General features: G+C 49.8%; 17 protein-coding genes and 1 pseudogene. 12 read left to right on the top strand and 6 right to left on the bottom strand.

All coding sequences use genetic code 11. The annotated features are described in order from the left end of the window. Positions 1 to 199 precede the first annotated feature (199 nt). Complete coding sequence (locus ACETPC_RS10745) at positions 200 to 787, bottom strand: Yip1 family protein (RefSeq protein ID WP_380181210.1); 588 nt, start codon at positions 785 to 787, stop codon at positions 200 to 202. Positions 788 to 1,005: 218 nt separating this feature from the next. Here ACETPC_RS10745 and ACETPC_RS10740 point away from each other — a divergent pair, with 218 nt between their 5' ends. After that, a complete protein-coding gene (locus ACETPC_RS10740) occupies positions 1,006 to 1,578 on the top strand; it encodes a DedA family protein (protein WP_380181209.1) in 573 nt (190 codons plus the stop codon). Positions 1,579 to 1,672: 94 nt separating this feature from the next. On the opposite strand, the pseudogene ACETPC_RS10735 reads toward ACETPC_RS10740, so the two are convergent. Then, positions 1,673 to 2,321: pseudogene (locus tag ACETPC_RS10735) on the bottom strand (integrase core domain-containing protein); the annotation flags it as partial. A gap of 649 nt (positions 2,322 to 2,970) precedes the next feature. On the opposite strand from ACETPC_RS10735, the gene ACETPC_RS10730 reads away from it, so the two are divergent. The 4 genes from ACETPC_RS10730 (at position 2,971) to ACETPC_RS10715 (ending at position 5,362) form a co-directional block, all read left to right on the top strand. After that, positions 2,971 to 3,519, top strand: a complete 549-nt coding sequence (locus ACETPC_RS10730; RefSeq protein WP_380181207.1) for an AAA family ATPase — start codon at positions 2,971 to 2,973, stop codon at positions 3,517 to 3,519. Then, positions 3,516 to 4,013, top strand: a complete 498-nt coding sequence (locus ACETPC_RS10725) for an NUDIX domain-containing protein (RefSeq protein ID WP_380181205.1) — start codon at positions 3,516 to 3,518, stop codon at positions 4,011 to 4,013. Before ACETPC_RS10730 ends, ACETPC_RS10725 begins: the two co-directional genes overlap by 4 nt. After that, complete coding sequence (locus ACETPC_RS10720) at positions 4,010 to 4,984, top strand: ATP-grasp domain-containing protein (protein ID WP_380181203.1); 975 nt, start codon at positions 4,010 to 4,012, stop codon at positions 4,982 to 4,984. Before ACETPC_RS10725 ends, ACETPC_RS10720 begins: the two co-directional genes overlap by 4 nt. A gap of 141 nt (positions 4,985 to 5,125) precedes the next feature. Next, positions 5,126 to 5,362, top strand: coding sequence for a hypothetical protein (locus tag ACETPC_RS10715; protein ID WP_380181201.1), 237 nt, complete (start codon positions 5,126 to 5,128; stop codon positions 5,360 to 5,362). A gap of 643 nt (positions 5,363 to 6,005) precedes the next feature. Here the strand turns inward: ACETPC_RS10715 and ACETPC_RS10710 are convergent. Then, positions 6,006 to 6,785, bottom strand: a complete 780-nt coding sequence (locus ACETPC_RS10710) for an SDR family oxidoreductase (protein WP_380181199.1) — start codon at positions 6,783 to 6,785, stop codon at positions 6,006 to 6,008. Positions 6,786 to 6,931: 146 nt separating this feature from the next. Here ACETPC_RS10710 and ACETPC_RS10705 point away from each other — a divergent pair, with 146 nt between their 5' ends. Continuing rightward, complete coding sequence (locus ACETPC_RS10705) at positions 6,932 to 8,746, top strand: glycoside hydrolase family 15 protein (protein WP_380181197.1); 1,815 nt, start codon at positions 6,932 to 6,934, stop codon at positions 8,744 to 8,746. Positions 8,747 to 8,890: 144 nt separating this feature from the next. Next, positions 8,891 to 10,114 carry a L,D-transpeptidase family protein gene (locus ACETPC_RS10700; protein WP_380181195.1) on the top strand — a complete coding sequence of 408 codons (1,224 nt, stop codon included), beginning with the start codon at positions 8,891 to 8,893 and terminating at the stop codon, positions 10,112 to 10,114. Between the two features lie 71 nt (positions 10,115 to 10,185). Here the strand turns inward: ACETPC_RS10700 and ACETPC_RS10695 are convergent, their stop codons facing one another. Beyond that, positions 10,186 to 11,073, bottom strand: coding sequence for an SDR family oxidoreductase (locus ACETPC_RS10695; RefSeq protein WP_380181193.1), 888 nt, complete (start codon positions 11,071 to 11,073; stop codon positions 10,186 to 10,188). Positions 11,074 to 11,194: 121 nt separating this feature from the next. Between ACETPC_RS10695 and ACETPC_RS10690 the strand changes: the two genes are divergently transcribed. The 4 genes from ACETPC_RS10690 to ACETPC_RS10675 all read left to right on the top strand — a co-directional run bounded on the left by ACETPC_RS10690 (position 11,195) and on the right by ACETPC_RS10675 (position 14,889). Next, the gene (locus ACETPC_RS10690; RefSeq protein ID WP_380181191.1) at positions 11,195 to 12,106 is read left to right on the top strand and encodes an AraC family transcriptional regulator; all 912 of its coding nucleotides are present in this window, start codon (positions 11,195 to 11,197) and stop codon (positions 12,104 to 12,106) included. A 144-nt stretch (positions 12,107 to 12,250) separates the two neighbouring features. Further along, entirely contained in the window at positions 12,251 to 12,439 is a 189-nt protein-coding gene (locus ACETPC_RS10685; protein WP_380181189.1) for a YjfB family protein, read from the top strand. 204 nt (positions 12,440 to 12,643) lie between these two features. Further along, positions 12,644 to 13,261 (top strand): LysE family translocator, encoded by a 618-nt coding sequence (locus ACETPC_RS10680; RefSeq protein ID WP_380181187.1) that lies wholly within the window; start codon positions 12,644 to 12,646, stop codon positions 13,259 to 13,261. A 368-nt stretch (positions 13,262 to 13,629) separates the two neighbouring features. Beyond that, on the top strand, positions 13,630 to 14,889 hold the full coding sequence (locus ACETPC_RS10675) for a diguanylate cyclase domain-containing protein (protein ID WP_380181185.1): 1,260 nt from the start codon (positions 13,630 to 13,632) through the stop codon (positions 14,887 to 14,889). A gap of 26 nt (positions 14,890 to 14,915) precedes the next feature. Here ACETPC_RS10675 and ACETPC_RS10670 read toward each other — a convergent pair whose 3' ends face one another. Next, positions 14,916 to 15,923: a DUF481 domain-containing protein gene (locus ACETPC_RS10670; RefSeq protein ID WP_380181183.1), complete on the bottom strand. Its 1,008-nt coding sequence runs from the start codon at positions 15,921 to 15,923 to the stop codon at positions 14,916 to 14,918. Between the two features lie 213 nt (positions 15,924 to 16,136). Between ACETPC_RS10670 and ACETPC_RS10665 the strand changes: the two genes are divergently transcribed. Next, on the top strand, positions 16,137 to 17,744 hold the full coding sequence (locus ACETPC_RS10665) for an inorganic phosphate transporter (RefSeq protein ID WP_380181181.1): 1,608 nt from the start codon (positions 16,137 to 16,139) through the stop codon (positions 17,742 to 17,744). A 132-nt stretch (positions 17,745 to 17,876) separates the two neighbouring features. On the opposite strand, the gene ACETPC_RS10660 is transcribed toward ACETPC_RS10665, so the two are convergent. After that, positions 17,877 to 19,070 carry an MFS transporter gene (locus ACETPC_RS10660; RefSeq protein WP_380181178.1) on the bottom strand — a complete coding sequence of 398 codons (1,194 nt, stop codon included), beginning with the start codon at positions 19,068 to 19,070 and terminating at the stop codon, positions 17,877 to 17,879. Positions 19,071 to 19,097 lie beyond the last annotated feature (27 nt).

The following is a 19,097-nucleotide window of genomic DNA, read 5'->3' as shown; positions in this document are numbered from 1 at the left end:
TAAAGAACGATCGTTGCACTTTAATTTGTGAGGGCCGTTCTTGTGGAAAGGTACGGTACTCTTCCGTACATCACATCATAAAATCGTAGCCGGGCATTATCAATGACGATTGGCATAAAAAAACGACGAAATCGTCAATGCTGCCAGGAAGCAGTTATTGTTGTTTCAGCCGCCGCCAGTGGCCCGGCGGCGGCGGCGGTCAGAACATACGGTAGCCGTAGCCCCACAGGATCACGGTCAGCGCCATCAGTACCTCAAAGACCAGCACACCAATTGCCAGCGTAGAGCCGGAAAAGCGCAGGCTCTCTTCCCTATCGATATTCAGGAACATGGGAATGCCGAGATAAAGCAGATAGCCGGTATAAACCAGCGCCAGCGCGCCTACAAAGACGCAAAGCCAGACCAGCGGATAAAGCGCAACCAGGCCGCTAATAAAGAGCGGCGTCGCGACATAGCCCGCAAAAACAGTACAGCGTTGCAGGCTGGGACGCTGTGGATAGTCACGCGCCATCCAGTAAATTACGCGACCCATTACCGCTACGCCGCCCAGGATTAACGCGTAAAACAGGATAGCGAGAGCGAAAGCGTTAACCAGAGTGAGCTGCACGGTGCGTTGGGCGCCAAAATCCCAGCCGAGTTGAGTAGTGCCGATAAACGCGCAGACTACCGGGATCAGCGCCATCAGCAGAACATGGTGAGTATAGTGATGCGAGACGGTTTCGTTTTCTTGCCGGATATCGCGCATTTCACGGTCAGGATGCGCAAGAAGTCCCCAGACATGGTTCATATCTTCACTCCTTAGTCTTTGAGAGGCCGCAGCGAGCTGGCGGATCGCATAAAGTATAAACGATGGTGAAGTGTTCGTTTTTTAAACTCATTAAAAGCAAACTAACCGGTTCAGTTTATTGCAAAAAAAAGCGCGCTTTCCGGCAACTTTTATCCCGATTTGGTCATCAGGGTTTAGACTAAAAGCTTTCGGCGCATTAACCGCAGGAGCACGACTACATGGATATCAATCATCTGATCACACAGTACGGTTACGTGGCGCTGTTTTTCGGCTGTCTGGCCGAAGGGGAAACCTTTACGCTGCTGGGCGGCGTGGCTGCTCATGAAGGCCTGCTGCACTACGGGCTGGTGATTCTGGTGGCGATGGCTGGCGGTATCCTGGGCGATACCGCGCTATTTTTTATTGGCCGCCATTATGGCGCTAACATCCTGAAAAAGTTTAAAAAGCATCAGAAGCAGATCAAGAAAGCCAATATGCTGATCCGTAAAAGGCCGGTGCTGTTTGTGATCGGCGTGCGTTTTATGTACGGACTCAGGATTATTGGCCCAATTATCATTGGCTCCAGCGGGTTAAAGCCACAGAAATTTATGCTGCTTAATGTGATCGGCGCAGCGTTGTGGGCAGTGATTTTTGTCTCGCTGGGCTATGTTGGCGGCCAGGTAATAGCGCCATGGCTGCACAAGCTGGATCACCATCTTAAACATCTTTTCTGGCTGGCGCTGATCGTGGCGCTGGTTTGGGGAGCGAGGATTTGGTTTAAGCGCCGCGCCGCACGCCAGACAGAGGATTGAAGTTATTAACCACTTATTACTTCTATGGCTAGAATAGAGCCTGTGTGTAAGCACACCCGTTTTAGTTCCACGCACTTTTTGGGATTTCCGGGTTTTAAGCCATCAGCCTGTATTATTCAGGGATTCATGAGGCCGCTAGCTGTTATATTCAGCCAGCCAGCGCTCTGTGATTTCCCGTGTTCATTCAGGGTTCTGAACAGATAAAAATCCAGTATTTCTGTCCGGTACGTTCGTTTATACCGTTCAATAAATGCGTTTTGCGTCGGTTTGCTTGGCCTGATAAATTCTAGCATTAAACCGTGGTCTTCAACGCACTGGGCCAGAGCCAGTGATATCAGCTCCGGCCCGTTATCCATGCGTATGTTCAGCGGATATCAACGGTTTGCCACTATCCTGTCAAGTACCCGCACCATCCGCTGAGCCGGGATATTCAGGTCGGTTTCTATTGCCAGTGCTTCCCGGTTAAGATCATCCACCACATTAAAGGTACGGAAGCGTCGGCCACAGACCAGCACATCGTGCATAAAATCAATGGACCAGCTCTTATTAAGCGCTTCAGGCATCGCCAGTGGCACAGGGTTACGCACTGGAAGACGGTGCTTACCTTTGCGCCGAAAACTCAGTTTCAGCACGCAGTAAATTCGGTGAACACGCTTATGATTCCTGGCGTTACCCTGCCTGCAAAGTATCTGAAACAGCTTTTTAAAACCGTATCGCGGATAGCGTTCCGTAAGTTCAGTCAACATGGTTCGTTTTGCAGGGATTCTTACAATAATAAACATAAATACCATAAACTGTTCAAAATTTCTTAAATAGCAACCACATGATTTAAAATAAAATTTCATGATAAAACCTTATTGTTACTTAGCACATCTAGAAAAAAAGAAAAATACAACTTTGAATACAAAGATTAAATTTCCCATAACAATCAAAAAAGATTTTCATTTACCTCTCGAGCGTCATGACAATCAACGGATAGTTGATGTTTTACGGTCATGTCAACATGAAGAATCATGCACATCTGGCAGTAATAAAAAGATTGAGCTTTCTCCATATGAATTTTGTTCACTATACGAAACTACAATGGCAAGCCATTGTAAGTTAAGGGCGATAATAATCCCTAATATTAGTTACACTCGATATAAAAAAGCAGAATTAAAAAAAATACCTTTTAATCATGTCAAGGAAACTATATATTCTGAATTACGCTCACCAGATGATCCTTTATGGCCTCTGTCATGGATATACCCACTAAGAAAAAACAAGATTGATTTTTCATATGATAGTTTAAATTTTATAAGTAGAATTCCCATATATATATTATCATTCAACGCTGACTGGCATGATTTAACTTCTACAATTATAACTAACCAGCTTAAATGGATTAATTAAATGATACGAATATATGTTTATGGCGCGTCAGGAACAGGTACCACAACTATATCTCGCCTTATAGCAGAGAAGTGTAATATTATGCATGTCGATTCTGATGATATATTTTGGCACTCAACTAAAAGGCCTTATCAAAAAATCCGCGCTTATGAAGAGCAAATTAGTGAAATAAACGCAAGATTATTGAAACATGATTCATGGGTCTTGGCTGGTTCTCTTGAACTTTGGAAAAGTCAACTCGAAAAACATACCACTCATATGATATTTCTAACATTAAGTGATAATTTAAGGATAGACCGCATTTTAAAAAGAGAAAAAGATCGCTTTGGTGATAAAATAAATAAAGATGGTGAACTATATGAAATGCACCGATCTTTCATAAAGTGGACTAAGCAATATCATAATAAAACTACTAAAAACTCTAATTTTGCAATGCATTTGAGGTGGTATGAAAATTTTATGCGAAAGAAAACTTTAATTAATAGCGATCAGCCTTTAACAAACATCCTAAACAGAATATTACTCGAAATGCCGGAGGTTACAACATGACTATAACAAATTATTCTAAACGTATACACTCTTTAGGAGTTTTGTATGTCGACATCTATCCCTGGAGAAAGTCCCCTTTAAATGATATTGAATTTCTTTTATTGAAGAGAAATGAAGAGGTTGAACTTAGTAATACGTGGCAAACTATATCAGGTAAGATACTTGAAGATGAGAAAATTAGTGACGCTTTTTGGAGGTTGGCACGCAAAAGAACAGGTACTACACCTTTAAATATCTTTAAGATAGATTATGTAAATGTTTTTTATGACTCGTATTACGATACTGTAATGCATGTCCCTGTTGCGGCAGCTGAAATAGAGTGCTCTAGCGATATAGCCCTAAGCGATTTACATGTCGACTATATGTGGGCAAGCATGGATGAAGCCTTACAAAAATTAATATGGCCAAATCAAAAAAAATCCTTGTACTTAATTAGAGCTATGATTAAAAAAAATATGATAACCCGATTTCATTACCTGGAGAATAAAAATTGAAACTTACTATCCTTTTATTAAACATGAGACGCAGAGTATATTTTCTTAAAAAGCTAAAAGAGGAGCTAAGCAATACGCCACATAAAATAATATATGTGGACTCAAACAATCTTGACCCAATGAAAAACTATGCTGATGAGTTTATAGTTCTTAATGATAAGGATGCGAATTTCGTCACTAATTTGTTTGATTTATGTGTAAAAAAGGATGTTAATTTAGTTATACCCTGGCTCGACAGTGATATAAATCTACTATCTTCTAATAATTATCTTTTCCAAGCTGGCAACATTTCATTAGCTATTCCAGATTCGGAATTTATTGAAATAAGCAATGACAAATTCATTACATATGACTGGCTATCTCAAAAAAACATACCTACTCCATTAAGTTTTAAACTATCAAAAGACAATCATGAATATTTTTCATTAAAAAAGACTAATACGTATAATTTTCCACTTATAGCAAAGCCAAGATTTGGTCAGGGCAGCCGTAATGTCATTAAGTTAAACAATGCCTCTGAATATGAAAATTTTGCAAACAAAATTAGTGATGATTACTTAGTCCAAAACTTTCTCCCTGGAAAAGAATTGACAATAGATGTTTGTTGGTATCGAAATCAAATCTATTTTTGCGTTCCTCGGTTAAGATTAAAAGTACGTGGAGGAGAATCCATGATCTCTAAAGTTGTTAAAACTAAATCCATAGAGATTCTGTCTAAGAAAATATGCAGTTTTTTTGATGAACCTTTATTGTTTAATTTCCAGGTAATTTATGATGAACTCAATAACCCTAAAGTAATTGAAATAAATCCACGCTTTGGAGGAGGCAGCGATTTAAGCATTCATTCGGGTGCTAACATACCAAGAGCAATACTTAAAATTTATTTGAATTTAGGGTGCCTACATAAAGATAAAATAGAAAATAACATTATAATGTCAAGATATTTTCATTCGGAGTTTTTCAAGTCTTGATTACAAAAAAGACCATTCATAATCACTTATATTTTAATTTTAATTTCAATTTTCTTATAAAGTTGAACTCACCTGCTCTTTATTTTAAAATAAAACCACCGCACCAAAAAATTATTTATCTTGCAAGAAAAAGGATAAGCCTTGAAAAAAATATTAACCTTTTTAACTATATATATAGCTGTAAGCATTCTCTATGCGCTACCTGCTGATATTATTACAGATGACAACCTTCACGGATATTCTATTGTTGAAATGCAAAATTTAGGTATACCAAAAAACCTTCGTATGATATCTGTAGAAGACTTAGAGAAAGAGTTAAGAAGCAAGCCGCCAATGGCTGTTGGTTTTGATATCGATGATACAGTAATATTTAGCTAAGCCGCATTTTATCGCGCTAAAAAATATTTCATATCTGAGCGTAATCTTGATATGAATAGTCAAAAATATTGGGACAAAATAAATTGTGGCTGGGATGCATTTAGTTTACCCAAAGAAGTAGCCTTTAAGTTGATTATGATGCACAAAAAGCATGGTGATACTATTTTTTTATTACCGGAAGAAAACCTTCTGAATGTAAGTTCACCGAGAAGTATCTAGAGGAAGTTTTCTCAGTACCTACGTATAAAAGAGTTTTTTTACAGGTAGTAGTACAGATAAATACCCTAAATCCAAAATAATACTTGACCATAACATAAGAATTTTTTATGGCGATGCTGATAGTGATATCATATCTGCCCGCATTGGAGGTGCAGAAGGAATTAGGATCATGAGGGCTTCAAATTCAGTATTAAAGCCTTTACCTGAAAATGGAAAATATAAAGAAAGGATAATAATTAATTCCGACAATTAATAGAACTAACCTTCATGTATTTGAAAAATAAAATCTTAAAAAGAACAAAAACTTCACTTAGGGGTCTCCCAAATATAAGCAATCATAACAAATAATATTACAAAAGTGTTTCTGCAACCATTTATTAAATCCGGCCTTGTCATAGAATTCACTTCGACAAGGCCGCACCAGTTATTTTTTCTGAATATAATACTGCGGGTTGGTCAGCGTAAAACCGCCGTCGATAACAAAAGACTGGCCGGTGGTGTAGCTTGACCACTCGGAGCAAAGCCAGGCAACCATACTGGCGATTTCACGCGGATCGCCTGGTCGGCCCGCCGGAATTTCAGGAATAGAAACATTGCGGGCGTCGTCGTCACTCATATCGTTCATCGGCGTAGCAATGGCGCCCGGTGCTACCGAGTTCACCAGGATGTTATGCGGTATCAGACTTAGCGCCATAGATTTAGTCAATCCGCCCAGCGCGTGTTTAGCAGCGGTGTAAGCTACCGAGTTCGGCAGCGGCGTGTGCTCATGTACGGAAGTGATATTAATAATCCGTCCGCCTTCACCCTGCTCTACCATATGGCGCGCGGCAATTTGGGCGCAGACAAAAGCGCCGTCCACATCCACCGTAAAAACTTTTCGCCAGGCTTCGAAAGACGTTTCCAGAAAGTCCGCCTGTTCATTGGTGCCTGCGTTATTCACCAGCGCGTCAATTCGCCCCAGCTTGCCGATTAACGTTTCCAGCGAGCGACCGCCCTCCTGCGGATCGGCGAGGTCGAAATGAACGATTTCCGCCCTTCTGCCCAGTTCACGCACCTTTTGCGCCGTCTCCTGTGCGCCCTTTTCGTCCGAGCGCCAGGTGACGCCGATATCATATCCCTGCTCCGCCAGCATAATGGCGCTGGCCTTGCCAATGCCGGAGTCAGAAGCGGTAACAACGGCGACTTTATGCTCTGCTTTACTCATGGATTGTTCCTCAAGGGTGATCGGACAGCTAAGTATAGGTGAGGGAACTTCAGCCGCGTTTACACTTGCTTGCGCTTCCTGACGCCGCCTCTGCCGCTTGCTGTCTATAGTTAAAAAAATGCGGCAAAAACAACCAGAGGAAGGGCATGAGCGAAATAAAAAGAAAAATCGAAGATCACGGCGTAATTGGCGATCTGCGCACCTGTGCGCTGGTCGCTAACGATGGCGCTATCGACTACTTTTGCTGGCCGAATCTTGATAGTCCTTCGGTATTCAGCGCCCTGCTGGACGGCGACGAAGCGGGCCTCTTCAGTATCCAGCCCAACTGGCCGGAAGCGCGTCGCCAGCAGCTTTACTTGCCTGATACCAATATTCTGCAAACCCGCTGGCTGGATCGCAGCGGCGTCACTGAAATTACCGACTATATGCCGCTGTGCAACCGGGAAGATACTTTGCCGCGCCTGATACGGCGGGTAAAAGTAGTGCATGGTGAAGCAACCTTTACTCTGCGCTGCGCGCCGGTACACGACTATGCGCGAGCGGAAACAACCGCCAGCAAAATCGATGGTGGCGTCGTCTTTAGCGCAGAAGATCAGCCTTCGCTTCGCCTGAGCGGCCAGGTCGATTTCCAGCTGGCAGGCAATGCTGCAACCTCAACTTTTACTTTGCAGGCTGGCGAGCACCGCGAATTCGTGCTGGGCTGTGCGGAAGATGAAAAAGTGGAGGAAGAAAAAACCGCCCTTTGTTTCCAGGAAACGCTGCATTTCTGGCGCGACTGGAGCAGCAAAAGCACCTATCACGGCCGCTGGCAGGAGATGGTGACCCGCTCGGCCCTGACGCTAAAATTGCTGACCTCCTGGAAACACGGTTCCATCGCAGCCGCCGCCACTTTTGGCCTGCCTGAAGAGCTGGGCGGCGAACGTAACTGGGACTATCGTGCTTCCTGGCTGCGCGATGCCTCGTTTAGCATGTATGCGCTGATGCGGCTGGGCTACGTTGACGAGGCCCGACATTTTACCCATTGGGTTGGCCGCTGCGTGGAGAACAGCCATCACGACGTGGAAAAGCTTCAGGTGATGTATCGGCTGGACAGCGGCACCGAGCTGCACGAAAGCGAGCTGCTCAACCTTTCCGGCTACGCTAATTCTACGCCGGTGCGCATTGGCAACGACGCCTGGAACCAGAAACAGCTGGATATTTATGGCGAGCTGATGGATGCCGTTTATCTGGCGAATAAGTATGGCGAAGCCATTTCCCATCGCGGCTGGGCGCACGTTTGCAAAATGATTGATTACGTAGGCGATAACTGGGATCAGCCTGATGCGGGCATCTGGGAGATGCGCGGCGAGCCGGAGCACTTTCTGCATTCACGCCTGATGTGCTGGGTGGCGCTGGATCGGGCGATCCGGCTGGGCCAGAAGCGATCGCTTTCCTTCCCTTATGAGCGCTGGCTACGCGTTCGTGACGAGATCCGCGAGGATATCTGGAGTAATTTCTGGAACGAAGAGAAAGGCCACTTTGTCGCCACGCGCCACGGGGATTTCGTTGACGCCTCTATGCTGTTGATGCCGCTGGTCAGGTTTGTCGGCGCGACCGACGCCGACTGGCTGGCGACGCTGGATGTCATTAAAGATCAGTTGGTCAACGATGGCCTGGTGAAACGTTATAACCGTTCTGAAACGCCAGCGGACGGGCTGGAAGGCACCGAAGGATCCTTTACCGCCTGCTCTTTCTGGTACGTCGAATGCCTGGCGCGCGCTGGTCGGGTTTATGAGGCCCATTTTGAATTCGAAAAGCTGCTAAGCTATGCCAATCCGCTCGGGCTTTATGCCGAAGAGTTCGATCACCAGGGTTTTGCGTTAGGCAATACGCCGCAGGCGCTCAGTCATCTGGCGCTGATCAGCGCGGCCTTTTTCCTTAACCGCAAGCTGAACGGCGACGATCCTTTGTGGCAACCCTGAAGTGGCGCCAGCATCAACAGACCTGCAGAGCGTAAATGCAGGTTTATTCCTGGCGAGTTATGACCATATAATGTGCAGCCGGTCGCAGCTGACCGGTTCAGGCTCCTTTATCCACAGTTTACATGGCGCTATACCTTGAAGAATATGAAAAAGAGCATCCGCGCGTTGGCCGCTTTACTGCTGGCCGCTACCGCATACAGCCAGTCCGCTTTTGCCGTGGTTTACAACCTGCCCGCCGCTAACAGCCGTCTGCTTGGCGAAAACATCGAAATTACCGTACCTCAGGAGAGCAAACTGCCGCTGGAGGCTTTTGCCGCTCAGTATCAGATGGGCCTGAGCAATATGCTCGAAGCCAATCCAGGCGTCGATGTCTACCTGCCCAAAGCAGGCACAAAGCTGATTGTTCCGCAGCAGTTAATCCTGCCGGACGCCCCGCGCGAAGGCATTGTGATCAACAGCGCCGAGATGCGTCTTTACTACTATCCAAAAGGCGGTAAAAAAGTTGTCGTCCTGCCGATTGGCGTCGGCGAACTGGGCAAGGATACGCCAGTAAGCTGGACCACTACGGTACAGAGCAAAAAAGACGGCCCAACCTGGACGCCGACCAAAAAAATGCATGAAGACGCCGCCGCTGCCGGTTCGCCGCTGCCGCCGATTTTCCCGGCCGGTCCGGATAACCCGATGGGTCTGTATGCGCTCTATATCGGCCGCCTCTATGCCATTCACGGCACCAACGCCAACTTTGGTATCGGCCTGCGCGTCAGCCATGGCTGCGTGCGCCTGCGTGCCGACGATATCAAGTGGCTGTTCGACAACGTGCCGGTCGGCACGCGCGTCCAGTTTATCGATCAGCCGGTCAAAGCAAGCGTGGAGCCAGACGGTTCTCGCTACATCGAGGTGCATAACCCACTGTCGCAGACCGAAGAGCAGTTCAATTCCCGCGAGCCTGTTCCGCTGACGCTAACTGCCGCCGTAAACAAAGTGGTTGGCGACGCCAGCATCGACAGCGCGACGCTGGAAGAAGCGCTGAAAGCCCGTACCGGTATGCCGACCAAGGTTAACGGCGCCTCCGGCAATGGTTATGCCGCGCCAATCCCGGTAGAGGAAAATAATCAGGCGCAACCAAAAGAAGAGCCAATGACGCCGGTAACGCCTCAGGGCGCTAACGTCGACGGCAGCGCCGCGCCAGCAACGGATACTCCGACCGTTGATGGCCAGCCTGCAGAAAATGCGCCGGCTACCACCAACGGCGAGCAACAGGCTCCGGCCGCCGGAAACAGCGATTTTGTGGTGCCAGCCCAGCCGGGCCCGGTTTACGACAAAACCACTAAACCGGCAGCTAAAGCAGTAACGCCAGCGCAGTCTTAATCTTTGCGTTTGCGAAAAAAACGGGCCTGATGGCCCGTTTTTTTGGCTGTAATCCGTCATTCAGAACAGGTTCATCCGGCCAACAGTTTCTCAAGGTCGGCAATCAAACCCGGCCCCTGCGGTTGCCATTGCAGCTGCTCCTGAGTAATCGCGCTTGAGGCTGACATATCCTGAACCACAAACTTACTTAGCCAGCCAAAGTGCTCCGGGATTTCGGAAGAATTAAGTCGCGCGACAGGCACATCCAGAACACGACCGATAGTTTCGGCAATTTCGCGCATCGTAATACCTTCTTCTGCAACCGCATGATAGCGACTACCCGGACAGCTTTTTTCCAGCGCGCGGATATAAAGCAGCGCGGCGTCACTGAGATGAACCGCCGACCACCGGTTCTGCCCTTCTTCGCCATATGCGGAAACCCCTTTTTGCCGTGCCGTTTCAATTAACGGCGTCACCAGTCCCTGTTTCAGCGGGTTATGCACCTGTGAAAGCCGGATAACCGAAACATTGACGCCATTTTGTAGGGCCTCTATTCCTGCCAGCTCCGAAGCTTTTCGCGGGTTCGGATGGTCAGGGTTAAAATGGTTTTCAACGGCGGGAGCGTTCTGCCCTGCGGAACCTAAAGCAACGCCAGAGGTGATAATCAATGGTCGCTGCGTGCCCGCCAGGGCTTCGGCCATCGCCTGAATAGGCCGGCGATCTTTTTCACAGTTCGCTATAAAGTGGGAAAAATCGTGATCGAACGCAGTATGTATAACGCCATCGCTTGATTCGGCGGCGCGCCGCAGACTTTTACTCTCCTCAATATTGCCAAAATAAGGCTCAACACCTGCGGCAGCCAGCTGTTCGGCACCCTGCTCGCTTCGGGTTAACCCGACCACCTGATAGCCTGCTGCAATCAGCCGTGCCGCGACTGCCGAACCGATAAACCCGGTGGCTCCCGTTAGAAAAATACGCATTTTAGCCGTCCTTATGTCGGTAACGGATTGCTTGCAATCCAATACGGCTACTTTAGGCGCGGACAGCAACACTATCTATGTTATAAAGTCGCTATTTTATGTCCAATCGTCCAGGAAAATTATGGACCCGCTTTCTCAATTATTGTCGCTGCTCAAAGCTGAAAGCTACGTTTCTGGTGGCGTAGTACTCAGCGCATCATTATCGGTGCAATGGCCTGCTCATGACGGCGTTAAGTGTTATGCCGTGGTAGCAGGGGAATGCTGGCTATCCGTGGAAGGCATTGCCGATCCGATACGGCTTACGGCGGGCGATTGCTATCTGTTGCCGCCGGGGCCGCCTTTCCGGCTGGCGACGGATTTGTCACTGCAATCTGTCGATTTCACCACTGTGCGCACCGAAATGACCACGGGCATCGCAGTTAAGAGTGAAGAAAAATCAGGCTGTTTTCTGGTTGGCGGTCATTTTTTACTGGCTGGCCACGCAGCCCAAATGCTTTTGGGATCGCTGCCGCCGGTGGTACATATTCGCCACGATGCTGACAAGGCGGCCATGCTCTGGGCGCTGGAAAGAATGGCTCAGGAAGTGTGTAATCCCCAGCCGGGCGCCGGATTAATCGTCCAGCAGCTGGCGTTTATGCTGCTGATTCAGGCGCTGCGGCTGCATGTCAACGACGGTCAGCAAGCCAATGTTGGCTGGCTTTTTGCGTTAAGAGATAAAAAGCTGAGCGCCGCCATAGCCAGTATCCATAAAGACCCTGGCCATAGCTGGACGCTGGCAAGCCTGGCCGCGCAGGCGGGCATGTCGCGTTCCGCCTTTGCCAGACATTTCCGGCAAACCGCAGGCGTTACGCCCATCGACTACCTTACGCAGTGGAGAATGCTGCTGGCCTGCGATCGCTTACAGCATTCAAATGATTCCATCGCGCTTATTTCAGCTACGTCAGGCTATGAGTCTGAAAGCGCATTTGCTAAAGCGTTTAAACGCGTTATCGGCTGCTCTCCCGGCAAGCTGGGCGTAAGGAAAAAGCAGTAACAATCTTTACTGTCAACGTGCCGAACTGTTGAGCGTCTCACAGTGAAACCACTAAAGGTTTGTGCCCATAGACCGATACCCGTTTAAGGCTTTCTGTAAAGCCGCTTCCAGTCCTCTTTCAGCCATACCAAACAGGAGAGCAAAATGGATGTATCACAAATTGCATCACTGGCTACCGGCTTTGATAATATGGAACTCGGTAACAAGGTAAGCACGCTCGTACTCAAGAAATCACTGGATAGCCAACAGTCTCTGGCAGCCGGGATCGTTAATTCTATCCCTCAGCTACCGGCAAACCCGGCGATTGGACGTAACATCAATACCACGGCCTGACAGGAAGGTTGATTGATCGGCTGATACGGTGAAAATATCGTCATCTTCTTTCTGTACAAAACAAGTTAACGCGGATGCATGGATGCTCCGCTTTGTGCGAAGAGCAAACCTTTTATTAATGACGATTGCGTGCGCTGAACATGACATCCTTACGAAGCGTATTGACTGGCAATTTAGGAGAGCGTCAATTATTATCCAGAATCTATGGATGTGAATATTTTGGGCTTTATGCCAGCACTACTCCCTGTTGCATTGTCTCCCGGAGCAAGCTTCACTCTCGTTATAAACAGTGCTCTGGCAGGGGGTCACAAAGGCCTGTTCAGAACGCTTGCCGGAACAGCTTTAGGCATATATACCCATGCGGTTTTTATAGGGCTTGGTATCACTGCTGTGCTGATCTCGTCTCCAGCAATTTTTGCTGTACTTAAGGCTGTTGGAACTGCCTACCTGCTGTGGTTAGGAGCGATGCTCATTCGCAGTGGCATAACGGTAAATAATGGCGAGTTTACTGATACGAAGCATTCGGTAACGTTAAAAGAGGCCTGGCTGGCTAATGTTTTGAACCCTAAAGCCATTATTTTTTATCTGACGGTCGTTTCACAGTTTGCTGGAATAAAGGGAGGCGTTTGCAACTACCTTATCCTGGCTTCGCTACATGTCGTGGTTATGAGCATTTGGCTTTTCTCAGTCAGTCAGACACTGCTATCTTCGGTAAAAAAAACTAACCCATTAATGCTCAAAAAATATGTCAACATTGCCGGCGGGCTGTTGCTTATCGCTTTTTCTCTGCACAGCCTGCCGCCGTTGCCGCAAATCAGATAACCCCTAACCCAAATTCCGCATTACGCAAAGCAGGCAGCCACCCCACCTGTCTCCACTCATCCAGCAACAAATCCAAAAGATGTTATAGCCGCTCACGACAGATGCAGGCTGCACGGCTATGGTATAAAGCAGGGTTCATTAAAGATTTCAGGCAGATCGGCCGATAACCGTAAACTACTACTTCTGACCTTGAAGATTGTCACAGATGATTCCCCGCTCGCTTCTGCGGGCAAGCGGCACTGTAGCATCTGCGGTTGAACAGGCTGTAGCGTTAGCCACCGCTCCTGACTGACGCTCGCGCAGCTGAGAAGCACTTACCGCAGTAGCTCCCGGATTTTCAGGAGCGGCAAACAACGGATCCGACCACCATGAACGCCATGATAAAACCTACCCTTTCCGCCGTTTGGGCCACGGATGCCCTGGGCATGTGCATCACCAGCCAGGAAAGCCCTGCTGGCCTGATGCCTGCGCTGAAAGGTGTAACGCTATGTGCGTGGCTGAAGTTGGCGCAGGCCGATGATGATGCGAAGATCGCGCTACAGCTTACTGCGGCGCTGGAACGGGTAACGCCTTTTCATATCGAACTGCCGATCCATTGTCTGGACGGCACGACGCGGCAGGTCATTGTTTCAGGCCTGCCGGATTGTCAGGCCAGCGCTTCCTGCCTGCAATACAGCGGCTTTATTCTCGATATAACCGCCCAGCGTAAAGCGCTCGAAGATGCGCTGCGCACGGCGGCGGAATATCGTCTGCTGATCGAGAACAGCACTGACCTGATCGCCCATTGCGATAAGGACGGCAGATACGTTTCGATCTCGCCTTCTTATAGCAAAATGATAGGCTGGTCAGCCGAAGAGATGACAGGCCAGGCAGTAGTGGATTTCCTGCATCCCGACGATCGCGCTCCCGCTACGGAAGCCCTTTCGCATATTTTCAACGGTGGCGTGCTGCCAGACGTAGTCGAGGTGCGCAAGCTACACCGCGATGGTCATTACATTACCCTTGGCACCAAAGCCTGCGGCGTCAGCGATCCTTCCACAGGCAAAAACATCGGTGCTGTGTTGATTTCGCGAGACATAACCCGTGACAAGGAGAAGATGCGGAAGCTTGAGAAGCTGGCAACGCTCGACGCACTGACGGGATTGCCCAATCGGGCGTGGATCAATGACCAGGTTAGTCACATGCTCGCGCGAAGCGAAGATCGGGATTACACCACCGTCCTGTTTATCGATCTGAACGGCTTCAAAGCGGTCAACGATTCGATGGGACACGCGGCAGGCGATGCCTTGCTACAGCAGGTAAGCGTACGTCTTCAACGCTGCATGCGTCCGGGCGATTCCGTAGCGCGTCTTGGCGGAGACGAATTTGTAGTAGCCGCGAAGTGCAGTCATCGCGCGGCGGCCTCCGCCATCGCCCAGCGTCTGATTACCAGCCTGAAAAAGCCATTTACTGTCAAGGGCATGGAAGTACGCATCGGAGCAGCCGTTGGCATCAGCCTTGCCCAGACCGGGATGGCATCAGCCGAAGAGTTATTCGAGACTGCCGATATAGCGATGTACCGGGCAAAAGCCCGGCGCGACGGGTCATATCAGTTTTTCGATCCCTCAATGCTGCCTTTAAGTAATTAAATGACCAAAAGCATTAAATTTTCCTGCTACCACTTCAGTCCCAGCCCGGTAGTGAAATTGCGCTCATTCAGCGTATCGCGCGTGCCGCTAACCAGATCGTGGCCATAGGAAATATTCAGCGAAGACCAGCTGGTTAGCTGATAGCGCAGCCCGACTTCGGCATCCAGGGTAAAGATATTGCCGTCCAGTGAGTGGCCCACGTCACCATGGCTGAACAGCGCAATTTTCCTGCCCTGGAGAAAACGTTGATAGTCCCAGCGCAGCGAGGCGCCCAGATGGCTGTCGGCACTGCCGTCGCTGTAGCCATAGGTAAAAGCGCCGCCCAGCAGCGCCAGCGAGAAAGATCCCAGCTCGTTATCCCAAAACTGATAGCCCGGCCCGGTGCCGATCAGCGCCTGTTCCGATAAATCCTCTACCCAGTCGCGCTTATAGCTGGCTCTTCCCTGCCAGAACAATTGATCCTGAAACTTATAGTCCAGCGCGTAGCGCAGACTGTAGTTTTCGGTGTTCATGGTGGCGTCTTCTTTTTCGCGCGTATAGGTGCCGCCAAAATCGTTACGCCATTTGCCCACGTTGATCTTGTTGTTGTAGGCGAAGTGAGAATCCTGCGTATGGGTAGAGGCTTTTTTCAGGCTGACGCCCACATCAATATTACCGGTCCAGCTTAGCGCATCGGTTTTGGGCTTAGGCTTCATAAATTCTTCGAATTGAGAGACGCGCACGCGTTGCTCATCTTCGCCGCGTCGCACCACGATAAAGCCCCGATCGGCGGCATCCAGCTGCGCTTTAAATACCGTTTTGCCGCTGCGCACATCTATTGCCTTTTCGCTGGAGAGCGTGCTGACCGCCTTCCAGTCAAGCGAAAGCGTGCCGCCATAGCTGCTGTCCATCACCAGCTTGCCGTCGCTTAATGAACGCACCGTACCGCTCAGGCGATCGCCGTTTTTCATCCAGACCGTATCGGCGCGGGCCGAGCCGACAGCCAATATTATTAGCAGGCCAGTAAGACAAAAGCGGATGAAAGAACAAGACATGACTATCCTTTAAATGATGCGGCGGGCTAAGGTTATACCTTAGTTGATAACTGCCGCGCTAATCACAGGGATATGTCTGATAAATAAAGCTATTAACGCACCAGGGCCGCTTAATGCGGCAATAAGCGTTCGCCTGGTCATCCTACTGTCATCAAGACTGCGTACACCTTCAGCAGACCGGAGTCTCTTTTTCGCTGACAGCAAAGAGGATTTATGAGCCACAATAGCGCATTACCTCACTATCAGGCGGCCAGCAGTCGCCCTGTTTTCCGTAAAAACAGCCGGCTTTCCGTGCTGCTGTTTATTCTGCTGACGCTGCTGGGCATCGCCTTTGCTGGCGTCAACCTGTTTAATGACGTTACCGACGCAGGCGGCGCCAGCACCAGCTATGTGCCCTATCTACTGCTTGGGCTGGCGCTGCTAATCGCGCTGGGCTTTGAATTCGTTAACGGCTTTCACGATACGGCTAATGCCGTGGCGACGGTGATCTATACCCATTCGCTAACGCCAACCGTAGCGGTAGTCTGGTCAGGCTTCTTCAATTTTCTGGGCGTGCTGCTTTCCAGCGGCGTGGTCGCCTTCGGTATTATCTCCCTGCTGCCGGTTGAGCTGATTTTACAGGCCAGCAGCGGCGGCGGCTTCGCCATGGTATACGCCCTGCTTTTCTCCGCTATTTTGTGGAATCTGGGCACCTGGTGGTTCGGCCTGCCCGCTTCATCTTCCCATACGCTTATCGGTTCCATTATTGGCGTCGGCGTCGCCAATGCGCTGATCCATGGCCGTACCGGCACCAGCGGCGTGGACTGGGATCAGGCGCTTAAGGTTGGCTATGCGCTGTTGCTGTCGCCGATAGTGGGGTTTGTCTGTGCGGGCCTGCTGCTGCTGATAATAAAGCGAGTGGTAAAAAATCGTCGCCTTTATAGCGCCCCGCAGGGAAATAAAAAGCCGCCAGCCTGGATCCGCGGCCTGCTGATTTTAACCTGCACCGGCGTTTCCTTCGCTCACGGTTCTAATGATGGGCAAAAAGGGATGGGGCTGATTATGCTGATCCTGGTCGGCACCATGCCAATGGCCTATGCCCTCAACCGCTCTATTCCCGCCGAACAGAGTCCACGCGTGGCGGCGCTGGCGACCGTGACTAAACAGGAACTGTTGCGCCAGTCGCCCGGCGTGCAGGCACCTGCCTCGCCTTATAACGTATTAACGGCCTATGTACGTACCGAGACGCTAACGCCGCAGGTGCTGCCTGCGCTGGCACAACTAACCGGCGCAATCGGCGATCAAATCCGGCAGTACGGCACTGTAGATAAAATTCCGGCGCAGGCGGTAACCAATACGCGCAACAATATGTATCTGGCTTCGGAAACAATTAAGCATTTAAAAAGCAATCCACAGTTTAAACTACCCGTGCAGACCCAGCGCGATCTGGATGCGCTGAAGGCGGAGCTGGATAACGCCACGCGCTTTATTCCCTGGTGGGTGAAAGTGGTGGTCGCTATCGCGCTTGGTTTAGGGACGATGGTAGGCTGGCGCAGGATTGTGGTGACAGTGGGCGAGAAAATCGGCAAGGCGCACTTAAGCTATGCTCAGGGCGCCAGCGCCGAGCTGGTGGCGATGGCGACCATAGGCGCGGCGGACGGTTTCGGCCTGCCGGTTTCCACTACGCACGTGCTCTCTTCCGGCGTGGCGGGCACTATGGCGGCTAACCGTTCCGGGCTGCAGTTAGCCACGCTGCGCAACCTGGCGATGGCCTGGATACTAACGCTGCCGGTATCAATTCTGCTTTCCGCCTCGTTGTACTGGCTGTTTACCCGTTTCTGATTGTAATTTGCGGTCTGTCTCGCTTTTCTTTGCTTTTGTCAGACCGCTTAGCTTTTTTTGGTTGTCTCACCTAAGCCTTCAACGTGCACTAAACGTACTCTTGTTAACGTCAGCCAGGATGCAGCACATTAGCTAATTCACCTCTGCCACCCCGGGCGTCAGTTTTTGCAGGCGCACAATAACCGCCAGCGCCAACAGCACCACGACCGCAGCCGCCAGATAGATGGAATCTATGCCCCAGTGGCCAATCAGCAATCCGGCTACCGGCCCGGTGATCCCCAGGCCAAAATCCAGAAAAGCGGAATAGAGACCCAGCGCCGATCCCTGATTCTGTGGCGCCACCTGGCGAATAGCCGCTACGCCCAGTGCCGGGAAAATCAGTGAGAAACCCGAACCGGTAAGGAAAGCGCCGATATCCGCCATCAGCGGCGACTGCGCCTGCCAGATGGTCAGCAGGCCGATGCATTCCACGGCGAAGGAAAAGAGGGAAACGCGAAGTCCGCCAAAGCGACTGATAAAACTGCTGAATATTAACCGCATAGCGACGAAGCCAAGGCTGAATAGCGACAGCGAAAAAGCCGCCCCGCTCCAGCTGTGGCTGGCAAAATAAAGCGTGATAAAGGTGGCAATGGTGCCGAAGCCGATCGTACCTAATCCCAGACAAAGTCCATAAAGCCAGATACGCGAAAACACTTTACTGAAGGGAATACGCTGACCGACCGTAGCTACCACGGCTGGACGACGGGCGGCGAGCCACAGGCCGAATACCGCCATCAGTATAATCAGCACGGCGAAGCCGGGAATGCCGAACGCTGAGTTAAGCATTACGCCCAACGGCGCGCCCATCGCCATCGCCAGGTAGGTTGCTACGCCGTTCCAGGAGATAACGCGCGCGCTTTGCGTGGTGCCAACTATATTCATGCCCCAGAGCATAGAGCCGGTTGAGGTCAAACTCTCGCCAAAGCCCAGTACTACTCGCCCCGCTGCCAGCAAAATCAGGCTGGTCAATGGCGCGTTAAAGATAACCGCCAGCACGCTGAACAAGCCGCTGGCACCGCACAGCGCCAGGCCCATTAACACGACCTTTTTTGGGCCAAGCAAATCAGCGTAGCGTCCGGCCTGAGGTCGGCTAACCAGCGTGGCAAAATATTGCAGACTGATAATCAAACCGGCGACAAAAGAGCTGTAGCCCAGCTGGTTATGCACGTAGCCCGGCAGAACCGCCAGCGGCAGGCCGATTGAGAGGTAGCAAAAGAAGGTGAAAACCACTACCGAAATAATGCGCTTGTTAAGCTGTGCGCTGGATAACGCGGGGGTCGCAGACATAGCAAAGCCGGAAAATAAGTGTGATAA

The sequence above is a fragment of the Pantoea sp. sgz302252 genome, assembly GCF_042610525.1.
Classification (GTDB): domain Bacteria; phylum Pseudomonadota; class Gammaproteobacteria; order Enterobacterales; family Enterobacteriaceae; genus Erwinia.
This window is presented reverse-complemented; position numbering and strand designations above follow the sequence as displayed.